Source organism: Flavobacterium sp. 316 (assembly GCF_000967805.1).
Lineage (GTDB): Bacteria > Bacteroidota > Bacteroidia > Flavobacteriales > Flavobacteriaceae > Flavobacterium > Flavobacterium sediminilitoris.
Genome location: NZ_JYGZ01000008.1, coordinates 172965 through 188817, shown reverse-complemented (window position 1 = coordinate 188817; position 15853 = coordinate 172965). Strand labels below are relative to the sequence as shown.

Below are 15853 nucleotides of genomic sequence, written 5' to 3'. Positions count from 1 at the left end.
GAAAAGGTAGAGTTGAATTTTGTTAACTCTAAAATAGAGAGCAGCTATGTGTGTCTTTTTTGGAGATTTTAAAAGTATGTTTCTCTGTTTTAGGATTGTAGTATGTTTCTGTGTATTTAAAATTTACTAACTTTTATTTAATAGCGTTTAAAAGTGATGATAGGTAAGAACCTATTTTTTATTGATTTGTTTTGGTGTTTCTGGTTTGAGATAAATTAAATTATTTTTGAAATATATCCTCTGTTTTGAAAAATTGCACAGTCAAAGATTTGTTGTTTTATGCTTTTAAAGGTTAATAGGTGTTTTTTTATTTTAAAAAAGATGGTGTTACGAGAAGTTTTTTATTCATGAAAGGCTCAAAAAAACATTGTCCAATTATATATATAATTGGACAAGTAATAAAGTGAAGAATTCACGGAAATAGGATGTTAACTTAATTTTTAATCTCTTTAGAAAATAAAATAATTTTCTCTTTCTTTTGTTGAAATATTTTTGAATTTATCAGATTTTAAATTTCATTAGAATTATGATATTATTTGAAAAGAAAAAAATCGACATTAATCTATAAGCCAAGAATTAATACAATACAATGGTTTTTAAATTAGGTGTTTTCTTTTAATTCTAAGTTTAGAATTTAGTGAACCCAATAGTTGTTAAAACTTTTGATTTGAGATAAGTATTGCTTGATTATATCAAGGTACTGAATTTTGGCGTTGAAGAATGTCTAGTCGATTTTTTAGATTTAAACGTTTATTTAATTTCTGGATTTTTAGATTTTGTAGTACTTTGTTTTAATGGTGTTGGTCCATAAGGAAGTCTTAAGTCTTCATAATAAGAAGTTATATTCCCGCTTGTGTCTTTTGAATTAGCTCTGTTTCCTACAATATGCCAAGAAAAATCAATATTACTTTTTCCGTTATTTAATTCTTTAACGAGGAAGCCATTTTTGCTTTTTTCAGAAACATAAACACCATTACATTCTCCTTCTAGTTGTATGAATACTTTTAAAGGGTGATTTGCATCTATTTTTAATGAGTTTGCTACAATCTTGTCTAATTCAATGTAGCTTTGTCCGTCGGTTAGCTTTCCAGTTCCATAGTCTTCAAATAAAACTTCGGGTGCTTCAGGACAAAACATTACTCTTGGAATATTGTTTTCGTCTGGAATTAATGTGGAAACCACTCCGTTACCTACTATTTTGTAATTTGTTCCTCCTGTTGCTGTAGCATCATTATTGTGATTATATTTTAAGCCTACATAACTATAAGAGATTCCTGCAGCAGATGTTCCTGCTGTAAAATATCCTCCGTATAATATTCTTCTTGAAGTTGCTCCTAATACTGCAATAATTTGTTCGTCCTTGCCTGCTATAGAAGCGTAAGCGCTTCCGTTGCTTGTTGCGGCATTATTGTCAGAGTCAAGACTAAAAACTCCTGCGCTATTTCCGTTATGTGCTGCATTGTTAGGGGCTCCATTTCCTGTATTTCCAAAGATTCCATGTCCATTTACAGCTGAACCTGCAACTCCAGCCCCTTTATTAGGATATACTCCATTAATTCCGTTTGCGGCAGCTAGTAAGGTTGTTCCGGTTGTATGAGAATTTCGTGCCCAAACTGAATTGGTTATATTGTCGTTATTTCTAGTAATAAGAGCATCGTTAGTTCCTGCTGCAACAATATCTACTTGTGAGCCAGTGTTTCCAGTGCTGTTGATACCTATGGTACCATTACTAAGAATTCGCATTCTTTCCAAATTATTGGTGTTGAAATGAAGGTTTACAGCATCTGTTGTTCCTAGGAAATTTGTGCCAGCAGTCGTGCCACTATTTCCAGCTAGTGACCAATCTAATCCACCTGGAGATCCTGCCAATGCAATCCATTTTGTACCATCCCAATAGTAAAGACCTGGAGCTACATTGTTTGGTGAAGTTCCTGCTGTGGCTGTATTCCAAACTATTGTTCCGGAAACTAATGCTCCAGTTTGTGGGTTTAGTACCGGTGCAGCAACAGTAGTTGAGGTTAATGCTACTCTTGGAGGTATAAAACCGTGTATAGTAGAACTTATATCTAATGCTCCTGTTGGGGTTGTAGTACCGATTCCTACTTGACTGTGTGCTAGTGATACACTAAAAAAAAATAATCCAATAAGTATTTGTTTTTTCATTGTTAAATATGTTTTTGATATTAAGGTTAGTTATCGTAAATATAAAAATTAAAACTTAATTAATAATTATATTAAAATTGTCATTTTTGTTAAAGTTTTAATTGATAAAGATTAACGTTGTTGAAAGTGTATCATGACTTTAGGTAGGTTTTTGTTTCTTTCTAAAGGGATACTGATAAATAGTTGGTGGAGATAATTAAAAGTGATGTGAGATTTGAAAAATAAAAATAATTTTAATGCGTAGATGATTATTTTTTGTTATTTTTGTAGCGTACTGAAATGAAGTTAAATTATTGAATATGAAAAAAATACTACTAATCTTTGGGGTTGTATATTTGGGTTTGTTAGATCTAAATGCACAAATGTATGTTAGTCCAAACAGTTATGTGTTTGTGAATGATCAATATGTTTATGTCACTCAAGATGTTAATCTTGCAAATAACGGTAATTTCTATTTAAGGAATTCATCACAATTACTTCAAGGAACTTCTGGAAGTGGGACTAATACAGGTTTAGGAAATTTGTCGATTTTTCAAGAAGGAACATCTAATAATTTTGGATATAACTATTGGTGTTCTCCAGTAGGGGTTCCATCTGCATCAACTGGAAATTCAAGTTTTGGAATTACAAGGTTGTTTAGGCCTACTACAATAACAACAAGTGTAGCTCCAACCATTTTACCTGCTGGACAAAGTAATGGGGTTGCGACTAATTCATCACTGTCAATTGCTCAAAAATGGATTTATAAATTTGTACAATCAAATCAATACGGTCAATGGACGTATGTTGGTAATGCAAATACAATTGCTCCTGGTGAAGGATTTACTATGAAAGGTGTTTCTGGTAGTGATAATACAGTTGCAGATGCAACAGAAGGAAAAGAAAACAATCCATCAAATAATCAAAGGTATGATTTTAGAGGATTACCAAATGATGGAACTATTAATATTCCAGTAGGGAACTCTGCTGGACCAAATCCAAATAGAACATTAACAGGAAACCCTTATCCTTCAGCTATAAATTTAAATTTATTTTTGTTGGAAAATAGCGGATATACAGTGGATTATTCAACAGGAGCTGTTACTTCTGGAGGTTCTGCTGTTATTGATGGAAACGCTTATTTTTGGGAACATTCAAAATCAGCCAATTCTCATTTATTAATAAATTATGTAGGAGGTTATGGTACTTATGCTCCTAATAATGTAAATGCGTTTTCGCCAGGAACATATACTGCTCCTACATGGAATACATACAATGAGGATGGAACATTAAATGTAACAGGAGCTTCAAGTGGTAGCACATATAAAAGAATGTTTGCTCCAGTAGGACAAGGTTTTAAAGTACAAGGTGTTGTAGCCTCTGGAAATGCTCAAATGAAAAATATTTACAGAGTTTTTACAAAAGAAAGTGTTGCAAATAACTCGCAATTTGAACGTGTAGTAAATCCAACTGCTTCTGTTCAAAGTGATAAATGGGAAAATGTTCCTAACGTTGCAGGTGTAGACTATACACAGTTTTCAAAAAGAGAAGTGCCTCAGTTTAAGATTCATACAATTATGAATAATCAATATACTAGAGAAACGGCTGTTGCTTTTAATAATAATGCGACTGATGGTTTTGATTTAGTAATGGATGCTGTTACTTCTGAGTCTACTTTGCCAAAAGATGTTTACTTTCCGTTAGATGGAAATAAGCAGTTTGTTATTAATACGTTAGCTTTTGATGAGGATAAAAAAATACCTTTAGCATTTAAAGCAGATGAGGAAACAACATTTACTATTACTGTGTCAGAATTGATTAATTTTGATTTAGCTGATAATATTTATGTTCATGATAAAGTAGCAGATACATATCATGATATTAAAAACAGTACTTTTAGTACAGATTTGCCAGCAGGAGTTAATAAAGATCGTTTTGAAATTACATTTAAAGATGCAAATAATACTTTAGTGAATCCAAGCGAAATTGCTAATACTTTTCAAGTGTATCAAAATAATGATAATAGCAGCTTAACAATATTTAATTCTCTGAATAAAGATGTAGTTTCATTAAATTTATATGATGTAACAGGTAAAAGAGTTATTAGTAAATATAATTTAGGAACTGATGAGCAATATGAAATTTCAACATCAGGATTAAGTGATGGGATATATATAGTTAAATTAGAAACTAAAGACAATCTTAATGTTGATAAAAAAGTTTCTATTTATAAAAAATAAGTAGAAAAATAAAAAAGATAGATACATTGAACCTCGATTTTTATCGGGGTTTTTTGTTATTTTGCAGTGTGAACGAAAAAATTAATTTGCAACTACCCAATAATATCGAACTCTATATTAAGAGAGATGATTTGTTGCATCCTTTAATATCTGGAAATAAGTTTAGAAAATTAAAATACAACATCAAAGAAGCCAAAAAAGAAGAAGCAAAATTATTAATAACATTTGGAGGAGCTTATTCAAACCATATTTTAGCAACTGCAGCAGCAGGTAAGGAATATGGATTGAATACTTTAGGAATTATAAGAGGAGATGAATTACAAAATAAAATAATAGAAAACCCTACATTGTTATATGCTCAAGAAATGGGTATGAATTTTGAATTTATTTCTAGAGAGGCTTTTTCAAAGAAAGAAGATATTTCGTTTTTAAATGAGCTTAAAAGAAAGTATGGAAATAGCTACATCTTGCCAGAAGGAGGAACAAATGAATTAGCAATTAAAGGATGTGAAGAAATTTTAACAAAAGATGATGCGATCTTTGATTATGTATGTTGTGCGGTAGGAACAGGTGGTACAATTTCAGGAATAATAAATTCATCAAGGGACCATCAAAAAATAATAGGTTTTTCTGCTTTAAAAGGAGACTTTTTATCTGATGTAATTTGTAAATTTGTAACCAAGAAAAATTGGAATGTAAATTCAGATTATCACTTTGGAGGATATGGGAAAATAACAGATGAGTTGATTATTTTTTTAAATGATTTTTATGATACAACAAGAATTCCTTTAGATCCAATTTATACAGGTAAAATGGTTTACGGTGTTTTAGAGTTAATAAAACAGAAAGTGTTTCCAGATAATTCTAAGATATTGTTAATTCATACTGGTGGTTTACAAGGGATAATGGGAATTAATCAAATTCGAAAGATAAAAAATAAAACAATATTAAAATACTTATGATTAAGAAAATAGTTTATGTTTTTATAGTAATCCTAATTACTAGTTGTGGTACTTCGAAGAATAGAAAAGGAAGTAAATCAAGTGGGAAAACATCAGTTGAAAACACTACTCCTAGAAAGAAAACAACTGTTACTACACGAAAAGTAGTGACTCAAAAGCCAGCTAATACATCTAACACTTCAACCGAAGAATTAGAAGCTACTTCAAAAGTTTCTGCAACATATAGTAATGTACAGGATTATATTGTCAGTTTTAAAGAAATTGCAAAACAAAACATGAAAGAATATGGAATTCCAGCGAGTATAACTTTAGCACAAGGAATTTTAGAATCAGGAGCAGGAAACGGTAGATTGTCTAGAGAAGCTAATAATCATTTTGGAATAAAATGTCATAAAGAATGGAATGGACCTTCAATATCACATGATGATGATGCCGCTCAAGAATGTTTTAGAAAATATAGTGATCCAGCAGAATCTTATAGAGATCATTCTTTGTTTTTAACATCAAGAAGTAGATACAGTAGCCTTTTTAATTTAGATAAAAGAGATTACAATGGATGGGCTAAAGGCTTAAAATCGGCAGGTTATGCGACAGATCCTAAATATCCAGCAAAGTTAATTGGAATTATTGAGAGATATGAATTGTATCAATATGATAATGAGATTTTAAACACAGAAAAAGGAGAATTGTTAGAAAGAAGTGAAATAGAATCGAATACTAAAGATTCTTCTTATACAGTTCAAAAAGGAGATACATTGTATTCATTATCAAAAAAATTCAATATTTCTGTTGATGAATTGAAAAAGAAAAATAGATTAAATGATAATTCATTATCAATAGGTCAGAAATTAAAAATAAAATAATGTTATATAAAAGAAGTAGCGAATTATTTGTTGAAGCAAACAAAGTAATTTCTGGAGGTGTAAATTCTCCTGTAAGAGCTTTTAAAGCAGTTGGAGGAACACCAATATTTATTAAAGAAGCAAAAGGACCATATTTATATGATGAAGATGGTAATAAATATATAGATTATATTAATTCATGGGGACCAATGATTTTAGGTCATGCTTATGAACCAGTAGTAAATGCAGTAATTGAAAGAGCTAAAAAAGGAACTTCTTTTGGAACCCCTACAGAGTTGGAAACTAAAATTGCTGAATTAGCTGTTTCAATGGTGCCAAATATCGATAAAATTCGTTTTGTTAGTTCAGGAACAGAAGCTTGTATGAGTGCTATTCGATTAGCAAGAGGCTTTACTAAAAAAGAGAAAATAATTAAATTTTCAGGATGCTATCATGGACATTCAGATTCTTTTTTAATTGCAGCAGGAAGTGGAGCTAGTACGTTTGGAATACCAAATAGTCCTGGTGTAACAGAAGGAACTGCAAAAGATACTTTATTAGCAAAATATAACGACATTGAAAATGTAAAAGCGTTATTTGAATCGAATAAAAACGAAATTGCAGCTTTAATTATAGAACCTGTTGCAGGAAATATGGGATGTATTCCTCCTCAGAATGAATTTTTAAGACAATTAAGAGAAGTTTGTACTCAAAACAAATGTTTGTTAATATTTGATGAAGTTATGACTGGATTCCGCTTAGCAAAAGGCGGAGCGCAAGAACTTTTTAATGTTGATGCTGATATTGTTTGTTTTGGAAAAGTAATTGGTGGAGGTTTACCTGTTGGTGCTTTTGCTGCAAGAGAGGAAATTATGAATTATCTTTCTCCTTTAGGACCAGTATATCAGGCAGGAACATTATCGGGAAACCCGTTAGCAATGGCTGCGGGATATGAAATGCTAAAGGCGTTAAATAATAATGCTATTATTTTTGATAGATTAGAAGAGAAAACAGCCTATTTAGAAAAAGGAATTCATAAAGTATTAACAGCTAAAAATATTGTTTATACTATAAATAGAGTTGGTTCAATGATTTCTGTACATTTCGATGAAGGAGCAGTTTATGACTTCGAGACTGCTAAAAATGGTGATAATGATACTTTTAAGAAATTTTTTCATGGATTGCTTAGGAAAGGAGTTTATATTGCTCCTTCTGCTTATGAGACTTGGTTCATTACAGACGCTTTAACCTATGAAGATTTAGACTATACAATTAAAGCAATTGATGAAGTTGCAGATGAATTATAATAAAGCTGTATAAAACAAAAACACTTACTAAATTTTTGGTAAGTGTTTTTTGTTTTATTGTTAAATTCGCACAAATGTTTTGCGAATCTTATTACAATAATGATACTTTCATATTTAAAAAAAGCTTACCCTCTAAACAACTCTTTAAAGCGTAATCTTTTAATAGGAACTATAGTCGGACTCTTTATCTTTGGAATAAATATATACTCTTATGATGATGAAGTTATGTCTCATTTTAGAATGTCATATACAAAAATGGCAGCTATTTTTGGATTCATTACTTTTATTTCAGTCATAGTTGTTCTTTATATATTGCCTCAATTTGTATTCTCCAATAAAATTAAAGAGAATTGGACAGTCTTAAAAGAAATAGGATTAATTATCTTTCTACATATCATAATAATTCTTTCAAATTTTATTTTCTTTATGTTGATAGTAAAAGAAGATACCATTTTATTGACAAGTAGTTTTATTTTTTGGTCAATTTTTTCAACATTTTTACTCGGTTTTTTCCCTTCAATGTTTATTCTTTGGATTGATTATACTTTAAGACTAAAAAAAGCTTTGCTAAAAGTATTGACTTATAATAATCAATTAGAACAAAATATAAAAGAAAGCACTTTTTTTCAAGAAGAATCAATAATACGATTACAATCAAATAAACTGAATGATTCCATAGTCTTAGATGTAAATGATTTGATATTTATTAAGTCTGATGGAAACTATATTGAAATTTTTACATCAGATAATGGTAAAATAGTAAAAACATTATATAGGTATTCTTTACAATTAATAGAAGAGCAGTTAAAACAATATCCTTTTATACTAAGAGTGCATAGATCTTTTATTATAAATATTTATAAGGTTAATAAAGCTTCAGGAAATGCAAGAAATTATCAACTTTATTTTAAAGGAATTGAAGAAAATGTTCCAGTTTCTAGAACTAAATTTGAGATATTTATAAATAAATTTAATAGCATTATGTCATCTAATCACAAATAAATGTCATTTCATGTCAAATAGTTGATATTGAATAGCCTATTTTAATTCAATATATAGTTTTGCGTTGTTAAACAATAAAAAATCAAGTTATGATTAAAGCAAAATTAGTAGTTATTGTGTGTGTTTTAATGACAAATTATTTTACATTTTCTCAAGAAAAAGAAAAAGACAAGGAAGAAAGGCATTATGTTTTTGAAACGTTTGATTCTGTAGTTGGCTTTGGTGGGCCTGTTCTGCAATTTTCGTCAATTGATAATAAATTTAGTTTATTTACAGGACTAAAAGGAGGAATAATACTCAATCATAAAATTGTACTAGGACTAGAAGGTTATTATTTAAATACGATAGTTGAGAGTAAAAATTATATTAATCGCGATTTAGATTTTACTTATGGAGGTCTTTTTATAGGTTGTATCTTTAATAATAACGCTAAAGTTCACTTGTCACCATCTTTGCTCATTGGTTGGGGAGGAATTGAAGATGAATTGATAAATGATGAAAATAGTTTCTTTAAATTTTCGGATGATTTAGTAGTATTGCAACCTAGTTTAGAACTAGAAATAAATGTTTCCAAATATTTAAGATTTGGTATTAGTACCAATTATCGATATGTTTCAGGTGTTGATTTACGAAATTATACGAATAGTGATTTTGCAAGTTTTGGAGGAGCAATAGCTTTAAAATTTGGAAAATTTTAAAATATCAAAACTATTTTATAAAATTTTAAGACATAAATATAGAAATGGGTCAATACAAGCTTTTTGGTTAAGGTGTTTGTCCTTAGGTGTTTATTGTTTTTTTAATTTTTGTGTTTAATAAAAAAAAATCTGTTTTAAAACGATAATATAACTTTTTAAGTCATAAAATTTTATTTTTATAGATATTAGAAATAGGAATTTGATAAAATAGATGAAAAATATTTTATTAAATGTAAAAAGTTATTCTTAATTAAACTATAAATTATCAAATTGTCATTTTGTAGTGATTTTACCTATCAAATTATAACAATATATTATCTTTAATTACTTTAAAATTAAATTAATATTCGTTAAATTCGCAAAATACTTTACAAATTTTCATAAAACACATTATATATATGTCGAAAACTGCAATATTAGAAATTGATGGCAAAAAGTATGAGTTTCCTGTTATCGTGGGAACTGAAAATGAGGTTGCTATCGATATAGACAAGTTGCGTGGTGCAACAGGTGCTATTACAATTGATCCAGGGTATAAAAATTCAGGATCATGTAAAAGTGAGATTACTTTTTTAGATGGAGAAGAAGGGATTTTGCGTTATAGAGGATATTCAATTGAAGAATTAGCAGATAAAGCAGATTTTTTAGAAGTTTCTTTTCTTTTAATTTTTGGAGAATTACCAAATAAAGCTCAATTAGAAAAATTTGAGAACGATATTAGAAAACATACATTAGTAAATGAAGAAATGAAAACCATATTAGAAGGTTTTCCAAAAACAGCTCACCCAATGGGCGTTTTATCTTCACTTACAAGTGCATTAACAGCATTTAACCCTAAATCGGTAAATGTAGAAAATGAAAAAGAAATGTATGAAGCAGTTTGCAAAACTATGGGTAAATTCCTAGTAATTGCAACATGGACATACAGAAGAAGAATGGGATATCCTTTAAATTATTATGATAATACAAAAGGATATGTTGAAAATTTCATGCGATTAATGTTTGAAATTCCAACAGAGCCTTATAAAATGGATAAGAAAATAGTTGATGCATTAGATAAACTATTTATTCTTCATGCTGATCACGAACAAAACTGTTCAACATCAACAGTAAGAATTGTAGGTTCTTCTCATGCAGGATTGTTTGCTTCAATATCAGCAGGTGTTTCAGCACTTTGGGGACCATTACATGGTGGAGCAAATCAAGCTGTATTAGAAATGCTTCAAGAAATTCATGATAATGGCGGAGATGTTGAGAAATTCGTTTTAAAAGCAAAAGATAAAGAAGATCCATTCCGTTTAATGGGATTCGGACACAGAGTATATAAAAACTTTGATCCAAGAGCAACAATTATCAAAAAAGCAGCAGATGATGTTTTAGATGCTTTAGGTGTTGATGATCCATTATTAGATATCGCAAAACAATTAGAAAAAGTAGCTTTAGAAGACGAATATTTCAAAGCAAGAAACTTATATCCAAATGTAGATTTCTATTCTGGAATTATTTATAGAGCAATGGGAATTCCTGTAGAAATGTTTACAGTATTATTCGCTATTGGTCGTTTACCAGGATGGATTGCACAATGGAAAGAAATGCGTTTGAATAAAGAACCTATAGGTCGTCCAAGACAAGTTTATGTAGGGAATGCTTTAAGACCTTTCAAAGAAGTAAAAGATAGATAAAACAAAAATCCGAGCTATGCTCGGATTTTTTTATTTAAAAGATATTTGTAATTACTCTGGAGATTGTGATTCCTCTTTAGTTTCTGTTGACCTCGAAGTTTCTTCTTTTTTATCTTTTGTTAGTTCATCAAATTTTTCTTCAGCCTTTTCAACAACCTCTACTATAGCTTCCTTTACCTCATGAGCTTTTTCTTCAGCCCATTCAGCCGCTTCGCCTGCTTTTTCTTTTGCAGTTTTTACAAATTCATCTGCTTTTTCAGATAAATGCAATTCATCCAATTTTTTTGAAGCAGATTCTGTTAACTCTTCTATAGATTCTTTTACTTCCGCAGCAATTTCTGCAACCTTATCTATAGTCTCATCAGTGGTCTTCTTTGTTTTACCAAATAATGAATTAAAAAAATTTGAAATTCCCATAATACTTTAAGTTTTATATAAATGTATAAATTTATTGATTACATTGTTCTAAGAAAGAATAAAATATATATATAATTTAATTAGTAGAATTAAACTTTTAGATTCCTTTTTCTATCTTTGTCAAAAGCTAAAAGCGATGTTACAATTAAATGTAAAAAACGAATCATCAAGATTAAAGGCAGTAGTTTTAGGAACTGCTATAAGTAATGGTCCAATGCCTACAGTAGAAGAGGCTTATGACCCAAAATCATTAGAACATATTATTGCAGGAACATATCCTGTAGAAGAAGACATGGTAAAAGAAATGGAAGCTTTTAACCAAGTTTTTCAAAAATATAATGTACAAGTTTTTCGTCCAAATGTTATTCAAGATTACAATCAAATTTTTTCAAGAGATATAGGATTTGTTATAGATGACATTTTTATTAAAGCAAATATTTTACCAGATAGAGAAAGAGAACTAGACGCAATCCAATATGTAATAGATCAAATTGATCCTAAAAAAGTAGTGCGTCCACCAGAAGAAGTACATATTGAAGGAGGAGATGTAATGCTTTGGAATGATTATATTTTTATAGGTACCTATAAAGGATCAGATTATAAAGACTATATTACTGCTAGAACAAATATGGCAGGKGTCAATTATATTAAAGAATTGTTCCCTCATAAAATTGTAAAAGAATTTGATTTAGTAAAATCTAAAATTGAGCCTAGAGACAATGCTTTGCATTTAGATTGTTGTTTTCAACCTGTAGGAACAAATCTTGGAATTATTTATAAAAGTGGTTTCCGTGAAGAATCAGATTATATGTATTTAGTAAATCTATTTGGAAAAGAAAATTTGTTTCATATTGAAAGAGAAGAAATGTATCACATGAATTCTAATGTTTTCTCAATAGCTCCAGATGTAGTTGTTTCTGAACGAAATTTTACTAGACTAAATAATTGGATGAGAAGTAAAGGGATTACTGTAGAAGAAATTCCTTACGCAGAGATTTCCAAACAAGAAGGCTTATTAAGATGTTCAACATTACCTTTAATTAGAGAATAAAGAAAGTTCTAAGTTATAGGTTCTAAGTTTCAAGTTGTAAAATTTAATTAAGGGTATGAAAAGCTATGAAGATTTAGATATTTATAAAATTAGTTTAGCATTGTTTTATGAAATTCATCAACCTTCATTACTTTTGCCAAAGCATGAATTGTACGAATTAGGTAGTCAAATAAGGCGCTCGTCAGATTAAAAAAACAGAAAACAGTCAACTGATAATAAAATTTTAAAACAAAATGAATCAAACTACAAATACAATATTAATGATTCGTCCGGTTGCATTCCGAATGAACGAGCAAACAGCAGTAAATAATTACTATCAAAAAGTATTAGATGGTTTATTGCCAGCAACAGTTAATGCAAAAGCACAAGCAGAGTTTGATGCTTATGTAGAAAAATTAAGAGCAGTAGGAATTAATGTCATAGTTGTAGATGACACAGTAAGTCCAGATACTCCAGATAGTATTTTTCCGAATAACTGGGTTTCTTTTCATGAAACAGGAGATGTGGTTTTGTATCCAATGTTCGCTGAAAATAGAAGACAAGAAAGAAGAGAAGATATCTTAGATATATTAGAAGAAAAAGGATTTCTGATTAATGAAATCATGGATTATACTTCAGCAGAAGAAGATGAATTCTTTTTAGAAGGAACAGGAAGTATCGTTTTAGATAGAAAAAATGGAATTGCTTATTGTGCTTTATCTCCAAGAGCCGATGAAGAGTTATTTATCGAATTTTGTGAAGATTTTGACTATTCACCTGTTATCTTCGAAGCCTTTCAAACAGTAAATGGGCAAAGAAAACATATTTATCATACTAATGTGATTATGTGTGTAGCAGAAACTTTCGCAGTTATTTGTGCCGATTGTATAGATGATAAAGCAGAACGAAAAATGGTGCTTTCTAATTTGAAAGAATCAGGTAAGGAAGTTATTTTAATTACAGAAGAACAAGTGAATAACTTTGCAGGAAATATGTTGCAAGTACAAGGAAAGGATAATGAACGTTTCTTAATTATGAGTAATGCAGCTTATGAGAGTTTAACTAAAGAGCAAGTAGGTAAAATAGAAAAACATTGTAAAATTGTACATGCAAGTTTAGACATAATTGAAGCTTGTGGTGGAGGAAGTGCTCGTTGTATGATGGCTGAAGTTTTTTTACCAAAAGCATAATATAAAATGTTATCAAGAAAAACAAAATACGGACTTAAAGCATTAATTTATATGGCAAAGCAAGATAAATTAATGCCAGTCCTTATTTCTGAAATATCAGAAAAAGAAAATATATCTAAAAAATTCTTAGAATTAATCCTATTAGACTTAAAAAAAATAGGATTATTAGGTTCTAAGAAAGGCAAAGGAGGAGGTTATTATTTACTAAAAGATCCTAAGGAAATTTCTGTAGCAAAAATTATCCGATTTTTAGATGGACCAATTGCTTTGTTGCCTTGTGTAAGCCTAAATTTTTACGAAAAATGCAACGATTGTCCTAGTGAAGAAGCATGTGCTTTAAATAAATTACTGATTGAAGTAAGAGATAATGCTCTTAAAGTATTGGAAAACAAGTCATTATACGATTTGTCTTCTTTTTGATTTTTTTTACCAAAATAGACTACTAAATCAATAGACTAATAGTATCTTTGAAAAATTAAAAATAGGAAGTCATTATGTTATTAGATTTATTAAAATTTAAAAAACAAATTGCAATAAATAAGGAAGTTAAAATTTCAGCATATAAAACAATTACTTGGCGTATTTTAGGTACAATAGATACAGTAATAATATCATATTTAATGACAGGAAACTTTAAAATTGCATTTTCAATAGGTGGTTTTGAAGTATTCTCTAAAATGATATTATATTTTATTCACGAAAGAGTATGGACAAAATGGACAAAATAAAAAACGAATTATCAAATTATAATAGCATTCTTGAGAAATTAAATCTCGAAGAAAGCTTAAGCTATGTTATAGATAATATTGAAGGAAAGAAAGTATTTTCCACTTCATTCGGAATTGAAGATCAATTATTAACACATTTTATAAACTTAATTAACAAAGAAGTTTCTGTTTTTACATTAGATACAGGAAGACAGTTTAATGAAACCTATGAAGTGTTTGATAAAACTCAAAACAAGTATAAGAATATTGATTTGAAAGTATATTATCCAAATGAAGATCAAATACAAGAATATGTAAAAGAAGAAGGAATTAATGGATTTTATAATAGTGTAGAAAGTCGTAAAAAATGTTGTTTTGTTAGAAAAGTAGTTCCCTTAAAAAGAGCATTAGAAGGAGCAGATATTTGGATAACAGGATTAAGAGCAGAACAATCGGCAAACAGAGAAACCATGCAGTTTTTAGAATGGGATGAAGACAATAAGTTAATAAAATTTAATCCTTTACTAAAATATACTTTGGAAGAAGTTGAAGAAGTAGTAAACAAATATAATATTCCAATTAATAGCTTATATAAAAAAGGTTATCTAAGTATTGGATGCGCACCATGTACAAGAGCAATTGAAAAAGGAGAAGACTTTAGAGCTGGTAGATGGTGGTGGGAAAACGGAAAAAAAGAATGTGGACTTCACATTCATGTAGATAAAAATAATTAATAAAAATGCGAAATCATTTAGAAGAATTAGAAAACGAGAGTATTTATATCCTGAGAGAAGTTGCAGCACAGTTTCAAAAACCTGTTTTATTATTCTCAGGAGGAAAAGACTCAATAACAGTAGCAAGATTAGCCCAAAAAGCATTCTATCCAGCTAAAATTCCATTTACTTTTATGCATATAGACACAGGACACAATTTTCCTGAAACTATAACATTTAGAGATAAATTAATAAAAGAACTAGGAGTTGAACTTATTGTTAGATATGTACAAGACAGTATTGATACCAATAAAGTACAAGAAGAAACGGGGAAATATGCAAGTAGAAATTCACTTCAAACAGTAACACTTTTAGATGCAATAGAAGAGTTTGGTTTTGATGCATGTATTGGAGGTGCAAGAAGAGATGAAGAAAAATCGAGAGCTAAAGAAAGAATATTTTCAGTTAGAGACGATTTTGGACAATGGGATGCAAAAAAACAAAGACCAGAAATGTTTACCATTTTAAATGGGAAAATCAATTTTGGTGAAAACGTTAGAGCTTTTCCTATTAGCAATTGGACAGAAGAAGATGTATGGAGCTATATTAAACAAGAAGATTTAGAACTACCTTCAATATATTTTGCACACGAAAGAAAACTAGTAAAACGTGATGGAACATTTTTAGCGCATTCAGATTACTTAAACCTAACAGAAACAGATGAAATTGTTACTGATGTAGTAAGATTTAGAACAGTTGGAGACATGACTTGTACAGCAGCATTAGTATCTAATGCAAGTTCGATAGAAGATGTAATGTATGAAAACAAAACGTCTAAATCATCTGAAAGAGGAGCAAGAATTGATGATAAACGTTCTGAAGCTGCTTTAGAACAAAGAAAAAAAGGAGGGTATTTTTAAT

The 15853-nt window shown here is 29.5% G+C and carries 16 protein-coding genes; 14 read left to right on the top strand and 2 right to left on the bottom strand.

Annotation, left to right across the window (positions count from 1 at the left end):
* Positions 1-750 precede the first annotated feature (750 nt).
* Positions 751-2163 (bottom strand): hypothetical protein, encoded by a 1413-nt coding sequence (locus SY27_RS18390; protein ID WP_052705420.1) that lies wholly within the window; start codon positions 2161-2163, stop codon positions 751-753.
* Positions 2164-2462: 299 nt separating this feature from the next.
* Between SY27_RS18390 and SY27_RS17505 the strand changes: the two genes are divergently transcribed.
* The 7 genes from SY27_RS17505 to SY27_RS17475 all read left to right on the top strand — a co-directional run bounded on the left by SY27_RS17505 (position 2463) and on the right by SY27_RS17475 (position 10875).
* Positions 2463-4382: a T9SS type A sorting domain-containing protein gene (locus SY27_RS17505; protein ID WP_045972793.1), complete on the top strand. Its 1920-nt coding sequence runs from the start codon at positions 2463-2465 to the stop codon at positions 4380-4382.
* Positions 4383-4450: 68 nt separating this feature from the next.
* Positions 4451-5344 (top strand): 1-aminocyclopropane-1-carboxylate deaminase/D-cysteine desulfhydrase, encoded by an 894-nt coding sequence (locus tag SY27_RS17500; protein ID WP_082084388.1) that lies wholly within the window; start codon positions 4451-4453, stop codon positions 5342-5344.
* Positions 5341-6207: a glucosaminidase domain-containing protein gene (locus SY27_RS17495; RefSeq protein WP_045972789.1), complete on the top strand. Its 867-nt coding sequence runs from the start codon at positions 5341-5343 to the stop codon at positions 6205-6207. Before SY27_RS17500 ends, SY27_RS17495 begins: the two co-directional genes overlap by 4 nt.
* Positions 6207-7493, top strand: coding sequence for a glutamate-1-semialdehyde 2,1-aminomutase (hemL, locus tag SY27_RS17490; RefSeq protein ID WP_045972787.1), 1287 nt, complete (start codon positions 6207-6209; stop codon positions 7491-7493). The genes SY27_RS17495 and hemL overlap by 1 nt, the downstream gene beginning before the upstream one ends.
* A gap of 99 nt (positions 7494-7592) precedes the next feature.
* Positions 7593-8495 (top strand): LytTR family DNA-binding domain-containing protein, encoded by a 903-nt coding sequence (locus SY27_RS17485; RefSeq protein WP_045972785.1) that lies wholly within the window; start codon positions 7593-7595, stop codon positions 8493-8495.
* Positions 8496-8584: 89 nt separating this feature from the next.
* Positions 8585-9193, top strand: a complete 609-nt coding sequence (locus tag SY27_RS17480; protein ID WP_045972784.1) for a hypothetical protein — start codon at positions 8585-8587, stop codon at positions 9191-9193.
* A gap of 398 nt (positions 9194-9591) precedes the next feature.
* Entirely contained in the window at positions 9592-10875 is a 1284-nt protein-coding gene (locus SY27_RS17475; protein WP_045972782.1) for a citrate synthase, read from the top strand.
* A gap of 51 nt (positions 10876-10926) precedes the next feature.
* On the opposite strand, the gene SY27_RS17470 is transcribed toward SY27_RS17475, so the two are convergent.
* The gene (locus SY27_RS17470; protein WP_045972780.1) at positions 10927-11292 is read right to left on the bottom strand and encodes a hypothetical protein; all 366 of its coding nucleotides are present in this window, start codon (positions 11290-11292) and stop codon (positions 10927-10929) included.
* Positions 11293-11428: 136 nt separating this feature from the next.
* On the opposite strand from SY27_RS17470, the gene SY27_RS17465 reads away from it, so the two are divergent.
* From SY27_RS17465 to cysD, 7 genes are all read left to right on the top strand, one after another.
* The gene (locus tag SY27_RS17465; protein WP_045972778.1) at positions 11429-12343 is read left to right on the top strand and encodes a dimethylarginine dimethylaminohydrolase family protein; all 915 of its coding nucleotides are present in this window, start codon (positions 11429-11431) and stop codon (positions 12341-12343) included.
* A 55-nt stretch (positions 12344-12398) separates the two neighbouring features.
* A complete protein-coding gene (locus tag SY27_RS18425) occupies positions 12399-12533 on the top strand; it encodes a four helix bundle protein (RefSeq protein ID WP_082084387.1) in 135 nt (44 codons plus the stop codon).
* 43 nt (positions 12534-12576) lie between these two features.
* The gene (ctlX, locus tag SY27_RS17460; protein ID WP_045972776.1) at positions 12577-13512 is read left to right on the top strand and encodes a citrulline utilization hydrolase CtlX; all 936 of its coding nucleotides are present in this window, start codon (positions 12577-12579) and stop codon (positions 13510-13512) included.
* A 6-nt stretch (positions 13513-13518) separates the two neighbouring features.
* A complete protein-coding gene (locus tag SY27_RS17455; RefSeq protein ID WP_045972774.1) occupies positions 13519-13932 on the top strand; it encodes an Rrf2 family transcriptional regulator in 414 nt (137 codons plus the stop codon).
* A 74-nt stretch (positions 13933-14006) separates the two neighbouring features.
* Entirely contained in the window at positions 14007-14240 is a 234-nt protein-coding gene (locus SY27_RS17450) for a DUF2061 domain-containing protein (protein WP_045972772.1), read from the top strand.
* Positions 14228-14953, top strand: a complete 726-nt coding sequence (locus SY27_RS17445) for a phosphoadenylyl-sulfate reductase (protein WP_045972770.1) — start codon at positions 14228-14230, stop codon at positions 14951-14953. Before SY27_RS17450 ends, SY27_RS17445 begins: the two co-directional genes overlap by 13 nt.
* Before the next feature lie 5 nt (positions 14954-14958).
* A complete protein-coding gene (cysD, locus tag SY27_RS17440) occupies positions 14959-15852 on the top strand; it encodes a sulfate adenylyltransferase subunit CysD (protein ID WP_045972768.1) in 894 nt (297 codons plus the stop codon).
* Position 15853: the final 1 nt, after the last annotated feature.